Here is a 15788-nt window from a genome sequence, read left to right as displayed (position 1 = left end):
AATGAACATATGAAGAAATTTTCAGTAGTGATTGCTGGCGGGGGAAGCACCTTTACCCCAGGAATTGTCATGATGCTTCTGGACAACCAGGACAGGTTTCCACTGAGGAAACTGACACTTTATGACAACGATGGGAAGAGGCAAGGAATTCTAGGAGACGCACTTGCAATCCTTCTAAGAGAGAATGCACCAGAAATAGAGTTCAAGCACACAACAGATCCTGAGGAAGCTTTTACAGACACAGATTTTTGTATGGCTCATATCCGTGTTGGAAAATATGCCATGAGAGAACTGGATGAAAAGATTCCGCTGAAATACGGCGTCATCGGACAGGAAACCTGTGGACCTGGCGGGATTGCCTATGGCATGAGAAGTATCACCGGTATGTTGGAAATCATTGATTATATGGAGAGATACTCCAAAGACTGCTGGATGCTGAACTATTCCAATCCTGCCTCCATTGTTGCAGAAGCTTGCAGAGTGCTGAGACCAGAGGCGAAGGTTCTGAATATCTGCGATATGCCAGTGGGAACATTACGTAGAATGTCTCAAATTATTGGTAAGACACCAAAGGAACTGGATGTAAGGTACTTTGGTCTCAATCATTTCGGATGGTGGACCAGTGTCAAGGATAAAGAAGGAAATGAGTATCTTGAAGACATCAAGTCCTATGTCAGTGAGCATGGATATTTGACACAGATTGAAGTGGACACACAGCATACAGACCCCAGCTGGCAGAAAACCCATAAAAAAGCCAAAGATCTTTTGGCCATAAATCCAAGATATTTGCCCAACACCTACCTGAAGTACTATCTGTACCCCGATGATGAAGTCGCCCATGCAAACTGCAGCTTCACTAGAGCCAACGAGGTCATGGAAGGCCGGGAAAAGACTGTGTTTGATGCCGCCAAAGAAATTGTGAGAAAAGGTACTGCGGTGGGCAGCGGATTCCATATCGATGCACATGCATCCTTTATTGTGGATCTGGCTAGAGCCATCGCCTACAATACCCATGAAAGAATGCTGATGATTGTGGAAAATAATGGCGCTATCTCAAACTTCCCGGATGATGCCATGGTGGAAGTGCCATGTATTGTTGGCAGCGGGGGTCCAGAACCTCTTTCCCAAGGCAGAATTCCTGATTTTGAAAAAACCCTCATGTACCAGCAATTGATGGTGGAGAAGATGGTGGTGGAAGCCTATGTTGAAAAAAGCTATTTGAAGCTCTGGCAGGCGCTGACGCTTTCCAAGACCATCCCCAGCGCAGGCGTGGCTAAAGCGCTGCTGGATGATCTAATTGAAGCCAACAAAGACTTTTGGCCAGAACTGAGCTAGTGGCGAAGGCAAGGAATATCCTTGCCTTTTGCTTTGTGCACTGCGGATGGTAAATGAGTACAGATACAAAGAAGAGGAGTGAATAAATTGGTAATAGGACTGATAGGGCTGGGTAAGATGGGAAGAATGCTGTTTTCCCAGATGAGAGAGAGAAATCATGAGGTGCATGCTCACGATATCAATGAAGTGGTTTCAGACGAGGTTGTGGCGGAAGGAGGCTGCTTTTACGATTCCTTGGAAAAACTTGTCCAGTCGCTGGAACGGCCCAGGGCATTGTGGCTGATGCTTCCAGCAGGGACCATCACAGAAGCGGTTTTCCAAAAGCTTCTGATCCTCCTTGATCAAGAGGACGTGCTGATGGATGGCGGCAACGCTCACTATAAAGATTCTGTGAGAAGGGCAGAGGAGGCGGCTATAGCCGGAATTCATTATCTGGATGTTGGTACTTCAGGTGGTGTGGAGGGTGCGCGTAATGGAGCATGTATGATGATTGGGGGAAAGAAAGAAGTATTTTTCCGGATGGAAACACTATTCAGAGACCTTACCGTTCCATCCGGATATCTTTATACAGGCACTGCTGGAAGTGGTCATTATCTCAAAATGGTTCATAACGGCATTGAGTACGGGATGATGCAGGCCATAGGAGAAGGATTCAATCTGCTTCACCACAGCCCGTATGATTTTGAACTGGAGCAAGTAGCCAAAGTGTTCAATCATGGTTCAGTGGTGAGAAGCTGGCTCATGGAGCTGACGGAGAAGCTTCTTCGGGAGGATCCGGGACAGGAGGCTCTGGCGGGGGTGATTCCCTCCTCGGGAGAAGGAAAGTGGACTTTGGAGGAAGCTCTCCATCTACAGGTGCCCATTCCGGTGATTGCACAATCTCTCATGGTGCGGTATGCTTCAGGTGATGAGGAAAAATACGGGGAAAAAATCGTGGCTTCGTTGAGAAATGCTTTTGGCGGTCATGAGGTCCATAAAAAGGATGTTAAGTGATGAAGTATTATATTGGTGCAGATATTGGCACCACCAGCACAAAAGTGGTGCTTTTTGATGAAGCGCTCCAAAATATTGACTCCATAAGTAGAGGGTATGATACCTATCATAGCCAAGCATACTATGCAGAGCAGGATCCGGAAGAGGTGCTTGAAAGCCTTCTTCAAGCAGTGGAAGAGCTCTTGGAAAGACATGAGGAAAAGAGAGATGATGTGGCTTATATGGCTTTTTCCAGTGCCATGCACAGTCTGATCCTCATGGATGAAAAAGATCAGCCTTTGACCAAAAGCATACTTTGGTCAGACAGCCGTGCTGAAGAGTTTGTGGAAGAGTTTAAGAAAAGAGAGGATGCAGAGACTTTTTACCAAAAAACAGGTACGCCTCTTCATCCCATGAGCCCATTTTTCAAACTGCTTTGGTTTCAGAAGAATACGGATCTTTTGAAAAAAACCAAAAAGGCCATTGGCATCAAAGAGTTTATCATGAGAAAACTCATTGGAGAGTATGTGGTGGACTATTCCATAGCATCTGCCACAGGGCTTTTTCATCTTCAGGATCTGGTCTTTGATGAGGAGATTCTGAAAGAGATCTCCATGGTGCCTGCGCAATTTTCAAGACCCGTGGATGTGGAGGAGATATTTTCTTTAAGCAATCCAGAAGTTCTTTTGAGAACGAAACTTCCCTCCAACTGCAAGGTTCTCATTGGCGGGTCCGACGGCTGCCTTGCGAATCTTGGTGGGGATGTGACAGAGCCTTATGAGGCTGCGGTTACCCTTGGTACCAGCGGTGCGGTGAGGATCACCTCTGACAGGATTCTTCTCCATCCGGAGGGGAAAACTTTCTGCTACTATCTCAGGAAGGGGCAGTATGTCCTGGGTGGTGCAGTGAATAACGGAGGGAATGTTCTGGCTTATCTCAGCGGTCTTTTCTATGAGCATCCGGATCATTTTTACAGAGATCTTTCCAAAAATCTGTTAGAATCAGAACCAGGTGCAGAGGGGATCACTTTTATTCCCTACCTTTATGGAGAGCGGGCTCCTTATTATGATGGTCATCTTTCTGCAGGTTTTGTGGGGATCACACCCAGGGCGGGAAAAAAGCAATTCATCCGTGCTGCGGTGGAGGGAATCTTCTACAATTTGAAAGAAGTGCTGACAGAGCTCGAAAGACTTCATGGGAAGGTAAGACTCCTTAAAGCCTCTGGAGGAGTCTTCGAGAACAATGAAATGGCAAGTGTTCTTGCGGGTGTCATGGGACGTGAAGTACAAAGAGTGGAAGCTTCCAGCAGTTCTGCATTGGGGGCTGTCCGCTTAGGAGTGGAAGCCATAAGGCTGAACTCGAAGAAGATAGAGGTGTTTTTGCCTGGTGAAGAGGTTCTTCAGTATGAAATGAACTTCAAAAGGTATCAGAAAATCACCAAAACTGTGATTCTCCTGAAGAATGCCTTAGCAGCAGCAGAAGAAGAAGAAGAAGAAGAAGAAGACTGAAAGATCATCCATGAATGAAAAAAAGCGGTGCACAGTCCATTTTATTGGACCGGGCACCGCTTTTGGCGTCTATCGGATTTCAATGGTGTAGGAGAAGGTTCTGGACTCGTTTTGGTTTAGAAGGACATTATCTTCTTTTTCCAGATAGTCTCCCTGGAACCCTTCATAATCTGCATGTCCTGCCCAAGGCTCCAAGCAGAGGAACGGCGCATCATCATCGGTGGTCCAGATGCCAAGAAAAGGAAATTCCTTAAAATGGAAACGGACAGTGCCTTCATTCTTGGAAGACTCCAAAGTGACATAAGAGGATTCGAGATTCTGGAAAATCAGGGCATCTTCCTTGAAAAGACTCTTTTGGAGGGGGATTCTGGAAGCTTTCTCCATGAAAAGTGTTTTAGGCTTTTTCAGGAGTCCGGTTTCGATATTGATGGGAACCCGTTCAAGATGCTCCTCCTTCTCAAAAACCAGAGCATAGTCTGTGAACTCTTCATCTTTCTGGAAAGGGACCCAGAACGCCGGGTGTGCGCCAACGGAATAGGGCATCACTTCACTGCTTCTGTTCTCCACCTGATAGGAGATGGTCAGGGCGGTGTTTTTCAAGGTATAGATGACCCGGAATAAAAAATCAAAAGGATAAAGGGACTTTGTCTTTTCACTGGAGAGAAGATCAAATACCAAGGTATCTTCTTTTTGAGAAGCTACTTGAAACTCCATGTTTCTGGCAAAGCCATGGCGTTTCTGGGGATAATTCCTGCCCTCATGACGAAGCGTGGAATCCTGAAGCATCCCAATGACAGGGAATAGATGGGGAGCGGTATAGCCCCAGTACCGTTCATCTCTCATGAGGTATTCGGTTCCCTTGCTGTCTTTTAGAGAAATCAGTTCAGCGCCTGTGGTTAAAAAGGTTGCGGTGAGGTGTTCATTTTTAAGTTCTAGCATAGAAGACTCCTTTTTCTGAATTGATAGTATCTTCAGTATAGCATCTGGCGTAAATTTTATTCAATTATTCTAGAAAAGCTTTGCTCTTTTTGACCAAACTGCATAATTCAGTAGTGAAAGGGGTTGGTAAATATGACAGTATCACAAGAATTACAGTCCAAGGAGCTTATTCTTACCTTTACGAGGTTGAACGACCAGGGGAAGAATGTGGGTGAACTGAGAAGAGTCAAAAACTTCAAGGTTTCTGCTCTTGCAGAAGACATCCATGAGGTGGCTATGCTCATTGCGGATCTTTCTGAACAGACCTTTGAAGGGGTTTCGGTTCAGGAAACCAGCAAAATTCAATTAGTGTAGGAGGTAAGGCAGTATGAACACATTAACCATGACATTCCTGACAAAAGAAGGCAAGAAGTGGAACCTGAGACTTCCAAAGGTCCGTGAGGATATTTTGGATGAGGAAGTGGAGGCTCTTATGAGCGCCATCATTTCCAAGAATGTTCTCTTTGAAGGAGAGAAGGAGCTGGTGGAAATCGAGTCAGCGTCCATCAATCGTGAAGAGGAACTCATCGCATAATTCTGTAAAAGGGCTCTTGAATCCGGAAATCTGGATTCAAGAGCCCTTTTTCCTTGTTTGTTCATGTCTTTTTCTCCTTTTGTTTACGGAAGAGAAAGATGGAAAGGACGTATCTGTAGTATAATGGAACTATATTTTCGTGATTCTGGAAAAAAGGAAGTGAAAAAATGAAGAAAGCTATTGATTTCATTCTGGGATTCATCAAAAAAGTAGGCGAAGACGAAAGCATGGTCTATGCATACAGACTGACCTATGGACTTCTTCTGTCGATTTTTCCATTTCTGATTTTCCTTTTGTCAGTGATTGCTTATCTGGGTCTGGATGCTGGTTATATTCTCAATCTCATGGAAAATTCGCTGCCCAAAGAGATTTATGAAATCATCAGCGGTCCGGTGCTGGATCTGGTCCTGGTTCAGAGGGGAAGCCTTCTGACAGCGTCGATCTTTGCAGCGGTTTATACAGCGTCCGGAGGCTTCCGGGCTTTTATGATCGCCATGAACCGGGCCATGGATTTTAAAGAGGACCGCAATATTATAAAGAAATATGTGGTGTCCTTTCTCTGGGTGGTGCAGCTGGCCTTTGCTATCCTAGTCGCTTTGGTCGGTATAGTTTTTGGCAGAACGATTCTTAACATCATCTCCAGCTACTTCCCTCATTTTCCAACAGAAGGATTCATAACCCTCATTAGAATACTTCTGCCTGTGGGACTTATATTGGGGATTCTGATTCTTGCTTATATGTTTATTCCTGTAAAGAGCATCCGGTTCAAATATGCTTATCCCGGTGCAGTTTTTTCTACACTGGTTTGGATTTTGGTTACCTTGGGATTTCAGTACTACATTAATAATTTTGCCAATTACTCCAGATTCTATGGCACTTTAGGAGCTGTCATCGGTCTTCTCCTTTGGCTGCTTCTCACATCCAGCATTATGGTTCTGGGAGCGGAGCTCAATGCCTATCTTATTTTATACAGGAAGGTGGAACGGCCTTATCTTCGAAGCATCAGGGACTGGAGACGAAGCGAAAGGATTAAGGATCCTGAAAAGAAAGAGGAAGTTCAAGAACCTGTTCCCTTAAGCAGAACGGAAGGGAAATTTCAGAAACTGAAAAATCATCTGGAGTCTTCAGAAGAGAATGAAGCCAATGACTGATCCTTGGACCCGGGATGCCGGGTCTTTTTTTATTGTTGCTGTCCTTAGAATCCTTTTGATTCAGATCTATTTATGAACTTTTTGATAACAATTTTCCGCTGTACAGGAAGAATGCTACTTTCATGAACTTCGAAACGATATAATGGTAGAAATGGAAGGTGGGAGAAATGATGATTCTAGGTTCTGGTGTGGATATTATTGAAATTGAGCGGGTTGCAAAGACCTTCTCCACAAGAAAGAAAAAAGAACGTGTCTTTACGAAGAAGGAGATTGAGCGCATCGGGGAGCTGAATAAAGCAAGTCTTGCTGGATGCTTTGCAGCGAAAGAAGCCTGCTCCAAGGCCTTAGGCACAGGAATCAGAGGCATTTCTTTCGTGGAGATGGAAGTTCTGAAGGATGAGCTTGGTAAACCCTATTTCAATATGGAGCTTCTATCTCCACACCTTAAGAGAGTGTATGGAGATAAAAAAATGGCAGTACATCTCTCATTATCCCACGATAAGGAAAGAGCCATTGCCATGGTCATTATCGAGGAGGTCTGAACATATGGAGATAATGGATGTCAAAACCTTACGGTCCATGGATGAGAGAGCCATCACAGAATATGGGATACCGGGAATTCTCCTCATGGAGGCAGCAGCCTCTTCTTTGCTGCGCCATATCAATCCTTCTTTATCCTATGCAGTAATCCTGTGCGGGCGTGGAAATAATGGCGGTGACGGCATAGCACTGGCCATTAAACTGTATCAGATGGGTAAAGAGGTGGATGTTTATCTTCTGGACGATGTAGACCAGATCAAAGGAGATGCTTCTGTATTTTATCGGGTGGCAAGTAAAATGGAGATTCCAATGACGATACTCAAGGAAGAGGAGGACCTTTGGAGTTTTCAGGAGGCGCTTGGTGATGCGGATCTTATTGTGGACGCGCTCTATGGAACTGGGTTCCATGGGGAAATGAGTCCCTTCACAGGTCTTGTCATTGACATGGTCAATGAATATCAGGAAAAAGTCATGGCGGTGGATGTTCCGTCAGGCCTTCTGCCGGATCAAGGTGCTCCTTCATATTATACGGTCCGTGCAAAAAAAACGGTGACTTTTGAAGCATACAAGAAAGGCTTTTTTTCATATGCCGCCATGCCATATCTCGGAGAGATTCTGGTAGAGTCTGTGGGTATTCCAAAGAAGCTGAAAGCTGAAATGTCCCAGTCCACATATTTTGTTACAGAAGAAACCGTACGTGCTCTTCTTCCAAGAAGAGCAGTAACAGGCCATAAGAATACTTATGGCAGAGTCCTTGCTGTGGCTGGGTCACAAGGCTTTACAGGTGCGGCTGTACTGACTGTGAATGCTGCAGTAGCGTCGGGATCCGGTCTAGTGGTGCTTACTTCCTTTGATGATACGTTAAAGGTTCTTGCCCCGAGACTCACGGAAGTCATGAGCCTTCCTCTGGAAAAACTGGAAAGTGGTGTGCGTAGTGCCCAGGCGGTAGCTTTCGGGCCGGGTCTTGGACAGCATCGGGATGTGTACAAAATGCTTTTGAGGACGGTGAAAATTCTTCAGGAAGAAAAGGAAAGTCAAAAAACGCTGGTGCTGGATGCTGATGGTCTTCGGGCGATGACTGGGAAATGTGATCTTTTTGAGGAGATGTCCTTTCCCGTGATCATTACGCCTCACCCAGGAGAGATGTCTCTTCTTTCAGGTATTTCTAAAGAGGAGCTGGAGAAAAACAGACTGGAAACTGCGGAGTCCTTTGCGAAAAAACACGGGATTGTGGTGGTACTGAAAGGATATTATACGGTGATCACCGATGGTGAAAGGACGTATGTGAACTCCACAGGGTCTTCTGCCATGGCCCAAGGAGGGATGGGAGACGCTCTTACAGGCATCATTGCCTCATTGGCAGGGCAAGGGCTTCAAGCCCTTGATGCGGCAGTCCTTGGTGTGTATATCCATGGAGCCATAGGCGATGAGCTGTCTGAGACGAGATACACGGTGAAGCCCAGCGAGGTGGTGGAGAATATTCCCCGGTATCTGAAAGAGCTTTTAGATAAAACCGTTGTCAGAGAACGGACATCCCCAACTGTGATGTGAAATATCGGAAGAAATGGATGAAACATCATTGAGACCTATGATAAGATAGAAGATGGATTTATTTTTAGGCAGAAGAGAAAGTTCTGCTTACATCACAGGGAGGAAACTGAGCTTGATGTTTACCGAAAAGCTGCGTCCGGTATGGGCGGAAATCAATCTGGATCATTTGGCATATAATGTGAAAAATATAAAAAAACTTATAGGAAACAGCAGACTGATTGCCATTGTCAAGGCGGACGCCTATGGACATGGAGCTGCTGAGGTGGCAAAAACTATGCTGACCCATGGGGCGGATGCATTTGGCGTGGCCATCGCAGGAGAAGCACTAGCCCTCAGGAAAAGCGGCATCAGAGAAGATATCATTGTGATGAGCTATACGCCCCCTGGTTTCTATGAGGAGGCAGTCAAAGAAGACCTGACGCTTCATATGGTAAGTTATGATGATGCACTGATTCTTCATGAGACAGCACTAAAGCAGAAGAAAAAGGCAAAGGTGCTGATTTCTCTTGATACGGGTATTGGCCGTCTTGGATTTTCTCCAGAGAAGGATGGAATCGATGAAATCATAAAAATCAGTCAGCTGGAAGGTCTTTCTATGGACAGCATTTATACTCATTTTGCTGCTTCTGATGAAGAGGATAAGAGCCTCACGCATAAACAGCTTGAGAAGTACCGAAAAGCCATGGATAAGCTGCAAGAAAAAGGAGTCTTCTTTTTGCATGAACATGTAGCCAACAGCGCTGCCATTGTGGATCTTAAGGAGACGTATCTTGAAAGCGTCCGTCCTGGAATCATTCTTTACGGTTATCATCCTTCTGATGAGGTAAGAAAAGAAAACCTGTCTCTGAAACCGGTCATGAGCCTCAAAGGAATCATCGCACAGCTGAAGACGGTACCCAGAGGTACAGGAATCAGTTATGGACACTGCTTTGTAACAGAGAGAGAAGAAACAAAAATCGCAACCATTCCCATTGGTTATGCGGATGGATATTTCAGAAATCTATCCGGCAAAGCGAAAGTCATTGTACATGGTGTGCTATGTCCACAGGTAGGGTCTGTCTGCATGGACCACATCATGGTGGATGTGACAGAAGTTCCGGATGTGAAGCGTCTGGATACCGTAACGCTGTTGGGAGAAGAAGGCGATGTGGTCTTTAATGCGGATGATATGGCAAGGATTCTTGGCACCATCAATTATGAGATCACCTGTGCTGTATCTAAAAGAATCCCCAGAATCTATTTGAGTGAGGGGAAAGAGATTCAAAGTAAAGTTTATGTGTAGGAGATCGTATGAAAAAATCTAAAGAATATATTCTCATAACCATTGGAGCTCTTCTGGTGGCTGTGGCCATCCAGCTCTTTTTTGTTCCGAACCAAATTGCACCAGGAGGGGTGTCTGGTATCGGTCTGATATTGAACTCCCTCTTTCCTGGAGTCTCTATATCCACTTATGTCATTGTGCTCAATGGCATTCTTTTTCTTCTTGCTTTTAAACTGCTGGGGGGAGGATTTGGTTTTAAAACCCTCTATGCCAGTTTTTCGTTGTCGGGTATCATGTGGGTCATTGAGAATGTCATCAGACCTGAAAAAGTCACTGGGGATCTGATGCTTGCAACGCTCCTCGGGATTCTTCTTCTGGGTACGGGACTTGGGATGGTCTTCAATCAGGATGCCTCCACTGGCGGGACGGATATTATTGCGAAAATACTCAATAAATATACAAATCTATCCATGGGAGTCTCCATGACCATCATCGATCTTCTAGTGGTGGTTCTCGTGGCAGCATTTTTTGGCATTGAACGGGGACTTTATGCAGGTCTTGCCACTTTCCTCAATGGCGTAGTCATCGACAGGGTCGTAGGCGGTTTCAATGAGAAAAAACAGGTCTTTATCATCACCAGAAACAAGGAAGAAGTAAAGTCCTATGTGGTGGAAGTTCTGGAGAGAGGAGCTACGATCTTCAATGGAGAAGGTGCCTTTTCTGGAGAAGGCAATTATGTGATTTATACAGTGCTGTCCACCAAAGAATTTGTCAATCTCAAGACGTTTCTCAGAGAGTATTATCCGGATGCTTTTGTCACTGTCACAAGCACCACGGAAGTTCTGGGACAGGGGTTTTCACTGCCAAAGCGAAAACCTGACAAGAAGGAGGCTGTTGGATGAAAAGAATACTCAAGGATTTTAGCGTGAAAGACTTCATTATGATCACCATCGGAATTTTCCTGGTGGCTTTTGGTTTGGAGTATTTCCATATTCCAAACAACATTGCTGCCGGAGGTGTCTCGGGTCTTGCCATCATCATCAACAGCTTTCTTAGTATGATTCCTGTCGGAGCCATCATTTTAGTACTGAATCTGATTCTGTTTGCTGTGGCTTTTGTCACCGTGGGCGGTGGATTCGGTGCTAAAACGCTGTATGCTTCTTTTGGGCTGTCTGTGATCATGTGGGTGATGGAAACATTTTTTACTCCTGGAGTGCTTACGGATGATTTATTTATTAATGCTGCTGTTGGAACCTTTGTCATTGGGATTGGTATGTCCATGGTGTTCAATTATGGTGCTTCCACAGGCGGTACGGATATTCTGGCAAAGATTCTCCATAAGTATATTCACATGGATATTGGAAAAGCTCTCCTTGTGGTGGACTTTGTCATTGGTCTTACAAGTATTGCAACCTTCGGCATCACCGCGGGACTCTATGCGCTCCTTGCCATTGTCATCAACGGCACGCTTATTGACCGGCTGATTCTGGGATTCAATACGTCTAAGGAACTGATGATCATCAGCAAGAAAGAACAGGAGATCATCAAATTCATCATTGAGGAGCTGGACAAGTCCTGTACTGTCCTCAATGGATATGGCGGGTACACCTCTGAGGATATTCAGGTGCTTTATGTCATTTTAAGCAGACGAGAATATATTAGATTAAAAGGTTTTATCAAGGAAATTGATCCAAGGGCCTTCATCTCCGTCAATGAAGTCCACGAAGTGCTTGGTGAGGGCTTTATTGATATCAAACTGTAAGAGGCTCAAGTGATAGTATGCACCTATGCTTCTTCATAATATCTTCACATGGTTATGACATAATGTATAATCGTGAAGACGTGTATCGGTTCAGCGACAGCTGAAGTCTGATGTGATGATGGACAGCGTAGTGAAGGGGAAGCTTCATTATGCAAAAAAGAAACTTTGGGAGATGTAAAATGATTGAATTTAAGAATGTAACCAAAAAATATGACAATCATGTAGTAGCATTAAATGACATTAGTATAAAGATTGAACCCGGCGAATTTGTTTTTCTCGTAGGTGCCAGTGGTGCTGGTAAATCCACTTTTATTAAAATGCTTTTAAAAGAGATTGAACCGACCATGGGAGAGGTTGTTGTAGGAACCAAAAGCCTCAGAAATGTCACGAAAAAGGATATTCCTTACTATAGAAGAAAAATCGGTATGGTGTTTCAGGACTATCGCCTGATTCCGACACTGAATGTATATGAGAATGTGGCTTTCGCTATGAGAGTCATCGACGCTACCCCAAAAGAAATCAGAAGACGTGTACCTATGGTGCTGGCTCTGGTCGGACTTTCCGACAGATCCAAGAGTTTTCCAAATGAACTGTCCGGTGGAGAGCAGCAGAGAGTATCCCTTGCCAGAGCCATCGCAAACAATCCCACTGTACTCATTGCGGATGAGCCAACGGGAAATCTGGACCCTGAAACAGCTAAAGATATCATGAGACTTATCATGGATATCAACAAGGCCGGAACGACAGTGCTTATGGCAACCCATGCCAAAGATATTGTGGATTCCAGCAAGAGAAGAGTAATCGCCTTGGAAAAGGGTAGAATCGTTCGAGACGAAAAGAAGGGCAGGTACGAGTTCAATGCAGAAGTTTAAGATGTTTATCATAGATGCGCTGAAGAGTCTTAAGAGAAATAAGACCATCACCTTCGCAAGTATCATTACTGTTGCAGCTACACTGTTTATTTTCGGTGTCTTTCTGATTGTAGCTCAGACCATCAATATGGGCGTGGAGTCTGTGGAATCCAAAGTAGAGATCAAAGCCTATCTTATCGATGAAATCACCACTCAGGAACAGTCGAATATTGAGACCATTCTTCAGGGGGTTGAAGGTGTCAAAGAAGTCACCTATGAGTCCAAAGAGGAAGCTTTTGATAAGTTTAAGGAAAGACTTGGCGAAGACAACGCGATCCTTGCAGGGTTCTCTGAAGACCGGAATCCGCTGCCCAATTCCTTTGTGGTGAGCTTGGAAGAGCCTGAGGCAGCTATGCGTGTGGAAGAAGCCCTTTCTGGTGTAAGAGGTGTGGAAGATGTGGGAAATGAGAGAGAGACGGTGGAGAGAATCATTGGACTTGCTAAAATCATCCGAACCATGGGTGTTGTGATTTTCATCATCCTTGTGCTGGTGTCCTTGTTCCTGATCTCCAATACCATCAAACTGACGGTTTATTCCAGAAGAAGAGAGATTGGTATCATGAAATTTGTCGGTGCCACAGACTGGTTTATCAGATGGCCATTCCTTATAGAAGGGATGATCATGGGACTCATCGGAGGCATCATTGCTGTTGGTGTGGTTTTCTTTGCCTACCAGCTGGTCTATGCAGATATCACGCAGAGTCTTTTTTATGCAGGTCTTGTAAAACCCAGCGAGGTGCTCAACAGCTTCTCCTGGCAGTTTGGACTTACCGGACTTGTCATTGGTGCATTGGGTAGTTTTATTGCATTAAAGAGATTCTTGGATGTATAATTGAATTCTTAGATAAATGCAAGGTTTGGAGAGTGATAGCTGTGTACGAGGAAGAAAAAAGAGGTTTTCCCAAAATCATACTGGTGATTCTGTTTCTGGTGGTAGCCATCGGATCCTTTTTCGGCGGATCCATTTACGGTTCCCTGAACAGTCCGGTCATACTTCCAGGTGGCGGCGGAAGCTCAACAAATGACGGTTCTTTCGATAAACTCTTTGAAGTCAAAGATGTGCTGCATCAGCAGTATTATCAGGACATTGGTGATGAGGCTCTTCTGGAAGGCGCCATCAAAGGTATGGTGGATGCTGTGGGAGATCCATATACAGTGTTTTACAATCAGGAGGAGTATCAGGAGTTTCAAGACGATGGCCAAGGCAACTACGTTGGCATCGGTGTCATGGTAGGAATCAAGGAAGATAAGATTGTTGTCATCACACCTTTTGAAGGATCACCTGCCTATGAGGCAGGAATCCGTGCTGGAGACTTTATTCTGAAAGTGGAAGGTGTGGAGTATAAAGGCTCGGAAATGGACAAAGCAGTATCTGTGATCAAAGGGGAAGAAGGGAAACCTGTCACCCTAACCATTTCACAAAATGGGATTGAGAAAGAAGTGACCATTGTCCGTGCGAGCATAACTCTTGTGAATGTGCAGTCTGAGATGGTTGCTGGGAATATTGGTCATGTGACCATGCTCCAATTTACAAACAATACGGCAAAGCAGGTCCGTGAAGCCATGGAAGAGCTGAAAGCACAGGGTGCTGAAGGATACATTCTGGATCTTCGAGGAAACCCGGGCGGATATCTGGATGAAGCTGTGGACACCGCTTCTCTCTTTGTGGAAAAAGGGAAGACAGTTCTTTATACGCTGGATAAAGCCCAACAGAAACGGGAATATCTATCCAAGGGTGGAGATTTCATCGGTGCACCTCTGGTGGTGCTTCTGGATGAGGGCAGCGCTTCTGCCTCTGAAGTGGTGGCAGGTGCCCTGAAGGACTATAAAGCCGCAACCATCGTTGGTCAGAAATCTTTCGGTAAAGGTATTGTCCAGATGGTGTTCAATGTTGGTAACAAGGAAGGTGTGAAAGTTACTGTATCTTCCTACTATTCACCAAATGGCATCAATATTCATGGGGAGGGAATTCTCCCAGATGTGGAGGTGCAGCTTCCAGAGGGTGTTGAAGCTCCGCTGACCATTGATAATGATACACAGCTTCAGAAAGCTGTGGAGATTCTACAGGACGGTTTGCAATAAGAAAAGAGGGACATTGTATGTTTAGTGAGATTCTGCAGGGATATAGTAGCCTGCTAAGTTCTCCGCAATGGATCATTTTAATCGCCGCAGCTGTGATGTTCTATATAAAGAATGTCCAGGAAGCGTCACTGAGAAAGCTAGTACTAGGGGAAAGTGAAAACCATCCCCTAGTTTTAACTTTTTATCAGGTATTTTATGGTCTTGTCGGCGGATTTGCCATCAGTCTTTTGGCTGGTATGTTTCAGATTGCCTTTTTCACCTATTTAGAAGTGGCCATCATTTTTATGCTGAGTATATTTTCTGTCACCCGATTTTCCGGTTATGTGAATGTCGGGTTTCATGCTCTTACAGTTTTTCTTCTCATGTATCTTCTCCAAGGAAGACTCATTTCTTCCCATGACCTCATCCAGATTTTTTTGTTCCTTGGCATCTCCATGATGGTTCAAGGGCTGATTTTTCTCGTATCCTATGAGGGGGGAGATTTGCCAGTACTTTTCTCTAGAAAAGAGGAGCTGCGAGGAGGATTCCGTATCGAGAAAAGCTTTATGCTGCCTTCTGTAGCGGCTTTTGTCACTGCTGGAGGAAGTATCCTGGGGTCTTCTCTTCTTTTTCTCCCCATTCTTCAGTTTTTTTCCATGAAAGAAACGGTGATGACCTTCGGGAAAAAAGAAGGAAGATTTATATTGAGTGCTCTCAAAATAATATCAGGCACAGTGATTCTACTTCTCTCCTATCTCATCAGTTTCCATATGGAGTGGACGTATCTTCTCCTTGCTGTAGTTCCAGCGCTTCTTTATCTGGAACCTCTGATATTCCGATTTATGGAGAAGAAGAGAGCACCTAAGTTTGTGTCCAGTGAGGAAGAAATCATGGTATTGGAAGTGCGTGAGAACTCCGCAGCTTATCTTGCCGGACTGAGATCTGGAGACAGAATTTATAAGGTGGATGGAAAGATCAATCCAACTTATAAGAATCTTCTGGCCTTCATGGGTACCTTATCCTATGAGCGGACCATTTCTCTGGAAGTCCGGACTGCGGAACTAATCAATAAGAGTATACGGTTTACCATTCTTCCAGGCACAAGCACTGGAATCCTTGTGGTTCCTCCAAGTGCTGAATTTTTTCAGATGAAAAAGGAAGGCAAACTGTAGCTGTGAAGAATAAGTGAACATATGTACTTTTTAAATGGAGAAGTGTATAAT

Annotated in this window: 16 protein-coding genes; 15 read left to right on the top strand and 1 reads right to left on the bottom strand. The window is 44.7% G+C overall.

Translation table 11 applies throughout. The features are described from left to right. Positions 1-9 precede the first annotated feature (9 nt). From T487_RS0104720 to T487_RS0104710, 3 genes are all read left to right on the top strand, one after another. Positions 10-1335, top strand: coding sequence for a 6-phospho-alpha-glucosidase (locus T487_RS0104720; RefSeq protein ID WP_031574636.1), 1326 nt, complete (start codon positions 10-12; stop codon positions 1333-1335). 87 nt (positions 1336-1422) lie between these two features. Then, positions 1423-2328: a phosphogluconate dehydrogenase (NAD(+)-dependent, decarboxylating) gene (gnd, locus tag T487_RS0104715; protein ID WP_031574635.1), complete on the top strand. Its 906-nt coding sequence runs from the start codon at positions 1423-1425 to the stop codon at positions 2326-2328. Further along, positions 2328-3815: a gluconokinase gene (locus T487_RS0104710; RefSeq protein ID WP_051651501.1), complete on the top strand. Its 1488-nt coding sequence runs from the start codon at positions 2328-2330 to the stop codon at positions 3813-3815. The genes gnd and T487_RS0104710 overlap by 1 nt, the downstream gene beginning before the upstream one ends. Before the next feature lie 69 nt (positions 3816-3884). Here T487_RS0104710 and T487_RS0104705 read toward each other — a convergent pair whose 3' ends face one another. Then, a complete protein-coding gene (locus T487_RS0104705) occupies positions 3885-4754 on the bottom strand; it encodes an aldose 1-epimerase family protein (RefSeq protein WP_031574630.1) in 870 nt (289 codons plus the stop codon). A gap of 132 nt (positions 4755-4886) precedes the next feature. Here T487_RS0104705 and T487_RS0104700 point away from each other — a divergent pair, with 132 nt between their 5' ends. From T487_RS0104700 to T487_RS0104645, 12 genes are all read left to right on the top strand, one after another. Beyond that, positions 4887-5108, top strand: coding sequence for a DUF1659 domain-containing protein (locus T487_RS0104700; protein ID WP_031574627.1), 222 nt, complete (start codon positions 4887-4889; stop codon positions 5106-5108). 13 nt (positions 5109-5121) lie between these two features. Then, a complete protein-coding gene (locus T487_RS0104695) occupies positions 5122-5328 on the top strand; it encodes a DUF2922 domain-containing protein (protein ID WP_031574626.1) in 207 nt (68 codons plus the stop codon). A 167-nt stretch (positions 5329-5495) separates the two neighbouring features. Further along, entirely contained in the window at positions 5496-6479 is a 984-nt protein-coding gene (locus T487_RS0104690; protein WP_031574625.1) for a YihY/virulence factor BrkB family protein, read from the top strand. 167 nt (positions 6480-6646) lie between these two features. Beyond that, a complete protein-coding gene (acpS, locus tag T487_RS0104685; RefSeq protein WP_242848013.1) occupies positions 6647-7021 on the top strand; it encodes a holo-ACP synthase in 375 nt (124 codons plus the stop codon). A 4-nt stretch (positions 7022-7025) separates the two neighbouring features. Next, complete coding sequence (locus tag T487_RS0104680; protein ID WP_031574621.1) at positions 7026-8570, top strand: bifunctional ADP-dependent NAD(P)H-hydrate dehydratase/NAD(P)H-hydrate epimerase; 1545 nt, start codon at positions 7026-7028, stop codon at positions 8568-8570. 52 nt (positions 8571-8622) lie between these two features. Continuing rightward, complete coding sequence (gene alr, locus T487_RS0104675; RefSeq protein WP_242848012.1) at positions 8623-9852, top strand: alanine racemase; 1230 nt, start codon at positions 8623-8625, stop codon at positions 9850-9852. Between the two features lie 8 nt (positions 9853-9860). Next, positions 9861-10733 carry a YitT family protein gene (locus T487_RS0104670; RefSeq protein ID WP_031574618.1) on the top strand — a complete coding sequence of 291 codons (873 nt, stop codon included), beginning with the start codon at positions 9861-9863 and terminating at the stop codon, positions 10731-10733. Further along, positions 10730-11593, top strand: a complete 864-nt coding sequence (locus tag T487_RS0104665; protein ID WP_031574612.1) for a YitT family protein — start codon at positions 10730-10732, stop codon at positions 11591-11593. The genes T487_RS0104670 and T487_RS0104665 overlap by 4 nt, the downstream gene beginning before the upstream one ends. A gap of 179 nt (positions 11594-11772) precedes the next feature. After that, entirely contained in the window at positions 11773-12465 is a 693-nt protein-coding gene (gene ftsE, locus T487_RS0104660) for a cell division ATP-binding protein FtsE (protein ID WP_031574610.1), read from the top strand. Next, complete coding sequence (gene ftsX, locus T487_RS0104655; RefSeq protein WP_031574608.1) at positions 12452-13336, top strand: permease-like cell division protein FtsX; 885 nt, start codon at positions 12452-12454, stop codon at positions 13334-13336. Before ftsE ends, ftsX begins: the two co-directional genes overlap by 14 nt. A gap of 41 nt (positions 13337-13377) precedes the next feature. Then, the gene (locus T487_RS0104650) at positions 13378-14586 is read left to right on the top strand and encodes a S41 family peptidase (RefSeq protein WP_036909072.1); all 1209 of its coding nucleotides are present in this window, start codon (positions 13378-13380) and stop codon (positions 14584-14586) included. Positions 14587-14603: 17 nt separating this feature from the next. After that, positions 14604-15737: a PDZ domain-containing protein gene (locus tag T487_RS0104645; RefSeq protein ID WP_031574603.1), complete on the top strand. Its 1134-nt coding sequence runs from the start codon at positions 14604-14606 to the stop codon at positions 15735-15737. Positions 15738-15788: the final 51 nt, after the last annotated feature.

It is taken from the genome of Proteiniclasticum ruminis DSM 24773, assembly GCF_000701905.1.
In the GTDB taxonomy this organism is placed as follows: domain Bacteria; phylum Bacillota; class Clostridia; order Clostridiales; family Clostridiaceae; genus Proteiniclasticum; species Proteiniclasticum ruminis.
This window is presented reverse-complemented; position numbering and strand designations above follow the sequence as displayed.

Excerpts from the sequence above, each read along its gene's own strand:
- T487_RS0104720 (WP_031574636.1), top strand. The coding sequence starts at position 10 with ATGAAGAAATTTTCAGTAGTGATTGCTGGCGGGGGAAGCACCTTTACC.
- T487_RS0104710 (WP_051651501.1), top strand. The coding sequence starts at position 2,328 with ATGAAGTATTATATTGGTGCAGATATTGGCACCACCAGCACAAAAGTG.
- T487_RS0104705 (WP_031574630.1), bottom strand. The coding sequence starts at position 4,754 with ATGCTAGAACTTAAAAATGAACACCTCACCGCAACCTTTTTAACCACA.
- T487_RS0104700 (WP_031574627.1), top strand. The coding sequence starts at position 4,887 with ATGACAGTATCACAAGAATTACAGTCCAAGGAGCTTATTCTTACCTTT.
- T487_RS0104695 (WP_031574626.1), top strand. The coding sequence starts at position 5,122 with ATGAACACATTAACCATGACATTCCTGACAAAAGAAGGCAAGAAGTGG.
- T487_RS0104690 (WP_031574625.1), top strand. The coding sequence starts at position 5,496 with ATGAAGAAAGCTATTGATTTCATTCTGGGATTCATCAAAAAAGTAGGC.
- acpS (WP_242848013.1), top strand. The coding sequence starts at position 6,647 with ATGATGATTCTAGGTTCTGGTGTGGATATTATTGAAATTGAGCGGGTT.
- T487_RS0104680 (WP_031574621.1), top strand. The coding sequence starts at position 7,026 with ATGGAGATAATGGATGTCAAAACCTTACGGTCCATGGATGAGAGAGCC.
- alr (WP_242848012.1), top strand. The coding sequence starts at position 8,623 with ATGGATTTATTTTTAGGCAGAAGAGAAAGTTCTGCTTACATCACAGGG.
- T487_RS0104670 (WP_031574618.1), top strand. The coding sequence starts at position 9,861 with ATGAAAAAATCTAAAGAATATATTCTCATAACCATTGGAGCTCTTCTG.
- T487_RS0104665 (WP_031574612.1), top strand. The coding sequence starts at position 10,730 with ATGAAAAGAATACTCAAGGATTTTAGCGTGAAAGACTTCATTATGATC.
- ftsE (WP_031574610.1), top strand. The coding sequence starts at position 11,773 with ATGATTGAATTTAAGAATGTAACCAAAAAATATGACAATCATGTAGTA.
- ftsX (WP_031574608.1), top strand. The coding sequence starts at position 12,452 with ATGCAGAAGTTTAAGATGTTTATCATAGATGCGCTGAAGAGTCTTAAG.
- T487_RS0104645 (WP_031574603.1), top strand. The coding sequence starts at position 14,604 with ATGTTTAGTGAGATTCTGCAGGGATATAGTAGCCTGCTAAGTTCTCCG.